This window comes from Rhizobacter sp. (assembly GCF_031412075.1).
Lineage (GTDB): Bacteria > Pseudomonadota > Gammaproteobacteria > Burkholderiales > Burkholderiaceae_C > Rhizobacter.
In genome coordinates, this window is the sequence record NZ_JANOCG010000157.1 from 1 (window position 1) to 3,045 (window position 3,045).

Sequence of the window (3,045 nt, forward strand, 5' to 3'; positions counted from 1 at the left end):
CCGGCCCGCCGGCGCAGCGGTCCATGCAGCCGGCCTTGTTGACCCGCACGCCGCCAGGGCCATTGAGCTTCTCGGCTTTGGCGAGGGCCTTGCAACGGTCGAAGCCCGCTTGGGCGTTGTGCTTGGCACACGCGTCTTCGCCGTTGTCACGCTGGTTCAGGCAGAAAAAGATGTGTCGCTTGAAATAGGTCATGGCGCATTTTAAGGAGCCGGCTCGCGAGCGGCCACACGGGCCAGCAGGTAAACCAGCGCGGCGTAAGGCCAGAGCCAGCCCACCCACTGCGCGGCCCCGTGAAAGCGGATGAAGCGGCCCTGCTCCCAGGCCTGCAGGCTGTCGGCGAAGTAGGGGTCGGCCGGGGCTTGCGTGACCAGGGCCACCAGCGCCGTCAGGACCACCAGCCCCACCCCCGCCGCACCGCGCGGAGGCACGAACGCGAGCGCCGCGGCCAGCACACAGCCCACCACCAGCGCCGGCAGCACGGCAGGCGTGAGCCAGGCCAGCGCATGCTGCGGGCCGAAGTTGAGTGCGGTCGACAAGGTGGTGGCCGCCAGGCCCACGACCAGCGCGGCCGGCAACTGCACCAGACGCCGCCAACCGGGTCGCAAGATGCTGAAGGCCACGACCGACGGGGCCAGGAAGCCGAGCACGATGGTGGCCCACTCGGCACCCCGCGACAGCGGCGTGAGCACCTCCTGCGCGCTCGCCTCGACCCAGCTCGCCCAGGGTGTGCCGGCCAGCGCATCCGCCGTGATCTCTTGCAAACGCGCCAGCACCTGGCCCACGCCAAACGGCACGGTCGCCGGAAACAACAAACCCACCGGCCACAACACCAGCAGCGCGATGCCACCCGCACTGTGGTGAATGAACCACCGGTCGCGCATCACCTGCCAACGGTCCACGCCACCCAAGGCAAGCACCGCCATCGCCACCAGCAGGCCAAGCGCCGTGCCGGCGCTGTTGAGCAGCCAGTCGACACTCGACGGCACCCGCTGCGGCAACCAGTTCTGCAGGCTCTCCATGCACATCGAGAGCGCGGCTCCCACCAACACGGTGGTCGCAGCCGACAGGCCGGCCGCACGCCCACCGCGCACCTGGGCGCCAAACAACAAGGCGCCAAACGGCATGTAGCCGAGCAGGTTGGAGACCAGGTCGAAGCCCGTCCACCATTGCGGCCAGGGCATCTGCCCGAAGCCGAAGAAGGACACCCCGGCGGGCTGCTTCCACCCGGTGAAAGGCGACAGGCTGGCGTAGACGATCAGCGCGGCATACAACGCGGCCAGAGGTGCGGCGGAGCTGCGGTGACGCGCCATCGTGCTCAGAAGGGTTTCACGACCACCAGCACCACGATCACCGCGAACAACACCACCGCCGATTCATTGAAGACCCGGAACCAACGCTCGCTGCGCTGGTTGCTGAAGCTCTCGAACCGGCGCAATAGCGAGCGACACGCGTGGTGATAACCGAGCACCGCCAGCACCAGCACAAGCTTGGCGTGCAACCAGCCGCCGCTCACACCAAAGCCGAGCCACAGCCACAAACCGAGGGCCAGGGCCGGCACCATCAGGAAGCTGGTGAAGCGGTAGAGCTTGCGCGCCATCAGCAGCAGCCGCTCACGCTCGGCATGGCTGTCGGCCGGCACCATGGCGAGGTTGACGAACAGGCGCGGCAGGTAGAAAAGCCCCGCGAACCAGCTGGCCACGAAGACGATGTGGAAGGCCTTGACCCACAAATAGAGACTGCTCATGCGGCCGGATTATGGGTGCCAAGATTGGCGCGCATAAAAAAGCCCCGGCCATCAGGCCGGGGCTGGAAAGCCTCATCGCTGTCATCACGGTAAGGCTCCTGCTCAGGGAGGAAAAGCAGGGGGCAACAGCCTTGCGGCTATCATCCGGCGTCGACTTTAGCAGATGGTTACGGGTCGGGTTCACCCCTTGCGGCCCCGTGAAAACACGCAGTTTCCAACGATGCCGCGACCCCTTTTTTGCCCAGCTGCTGCGCTTTGAAACCCCACTTCGGAACTGCGCCTGTGCACACCCCTCCTCCCTTCCCCGCCAGCCGACCGCGCCGCCTGCGCCGCGACGATTTCACCCGCGCCCTGGTGCGCGAACACGCGGTGACGGTCCACGACCTGATCCTGCCGGTGTTTGTGTTGCCGGGCAAAAACAAGATCGAGAACATCGCCTCCATGCCCGGCGTACAACGCCTGAGCCTGGACCAGTTGCTGCCAGTGGCCGACGAGTGTGTGCGCTTAGGGCTCCCGGTGATGGCCTTGTTTCCGGTGATCGACCCGAAGAACAAGTCGGAAGACGGCGCCGAAGCCGTCAACCCGCAAGGCCTGGTGCCCAAGGTCGTGCGTGAGCTCAAGAAGCGCTTCCCCGACCTGGGCATCCTGACCGACGTGGCGCTCGACCCCTACACCAGCCACGGGCAAGACGGCGTGCGTGACGCAAGCGGCTACATCCTCAACGACGAGACGGTGAAGATCCTCGCCCAGCAGGCGCTGGTGCAAGCCGAGGCAGGCGTCGACATCGTGGCGCCGAGCGACATGATGGACGGCAGGATCGGCGCCATCCGCAACGCGCTCGAAAAGCGCGGTCACATCCATACCAGGATCATGGCCTACAGCGCCAAGTACGCGAGCGCCTTCTACGGCCCCTTCCGCGACGCCGTGGGTTCGGCCGGCAACCTGGGCAAGGGCAACAAGAAGGTCTACCAGATGGACCCGGCCAACACCGATGAAGCGCTGCGCGATGTGGCGCTCGACATCGCCGAAGGCGCCGACATGGTGATGGTCAAACCCGGCATGCCCTACCTCGACATCGTGAAGCGCGTGAAAGACGAGTTCCGCGTGCCCACCTTCGCCTACCAGGTGAGCGGCGAGTACGCCATGCTGAAAGCCGCCGCCCTGAACGGCTGGCTCGACAACGACGCCGTGATGATGGAAAGCCTGCTCGCCTTCAAGCGCGCCGGCGCCGACGGCGTGCTGAGCTACTTCGCGCTCGACGCCGCACGCTGGCTGCAGAGAAACCGCTGAACCGAATGGA

Annotated in this window: 3 protein-coding genes and 1 pseudogene; 1 reads left to right on the plus strand and 3 read right to left on the minus strand. The window is 66.2% G+C overall.

Going from position 1 to position 3,045, the window contains the following annotated elements:
* The 3 genes and pseudogenes from RMO40_RS05585 to RMO40_RS05595 form a co-directional block, all read right to left on the minus strand.
* A pseudogene (locus RMO40_RS05585) lies at positions 1-193 on the minus strand ((2Fe-2S) ferredoxin domain-containing protein); the annotation flags it as partial.
* An 8-nt stretch (positions 194-201) separates the two neighbouring features.
* A complete protein-coding gene (locus tag RMO40_RS05590; protein WP_309717486.1) occupies positions 202-1,311 on the minus strand; it encodes a VanZ family protein in 1,110 nt (369 codons plus the stop codon).
* Positions 1,312-1,316: 5 nt separating this feature from the next.
* On the minus strand, positions 1,317-1,745 hold the full coding sequence (locus tag RMO40_RS05595) for a HemJ family protein (protein ID WP_309717487.1): 429 nt from the start codon (positions 1,743-1,745) through the stop codon (positions 1,317-1,319).
* A 282-nt stretch (positions 1,746-2,027) separates the two neighbouring features.
* Here RMO40_RS05595 and hemB point away from each other — a divergent pair, with 282 nt between their 5' ends.
* Positions 2,028-3,035 carry a porphobilinogen synthase gene (gene hemB, locus RMO40_RS05600; protein ID WP_309717489.1) on the plus strand — a complete coding sequence of 336 codons (1,008 nt, stop codon included), beginning with the start codon at positions 2,028-2,030 and terminating at the stop codon, positions 3,033-3,035.
* Positions 3,036-3,045: the final 10 nt, after the last annotated feature.

Excerpts from the sequence above, each read along its gene's own strand:
- RMO40_RS05590 (WP_309717486.1), bottom strand. The coding sequence starts at position 1,311 with ATGGCGCGTCACCGCAGCTCCGCCGCACCTCTGGCCGCGTTGTATGCC.
- RMO40_RS05595 (WP_309717487.1), bottom strand. The coding sequence starts at position 1,745 with ATGAGCAGTCTCTATTTGTGGGTCAAGGCCTTCCACATCGTCTTCGTG.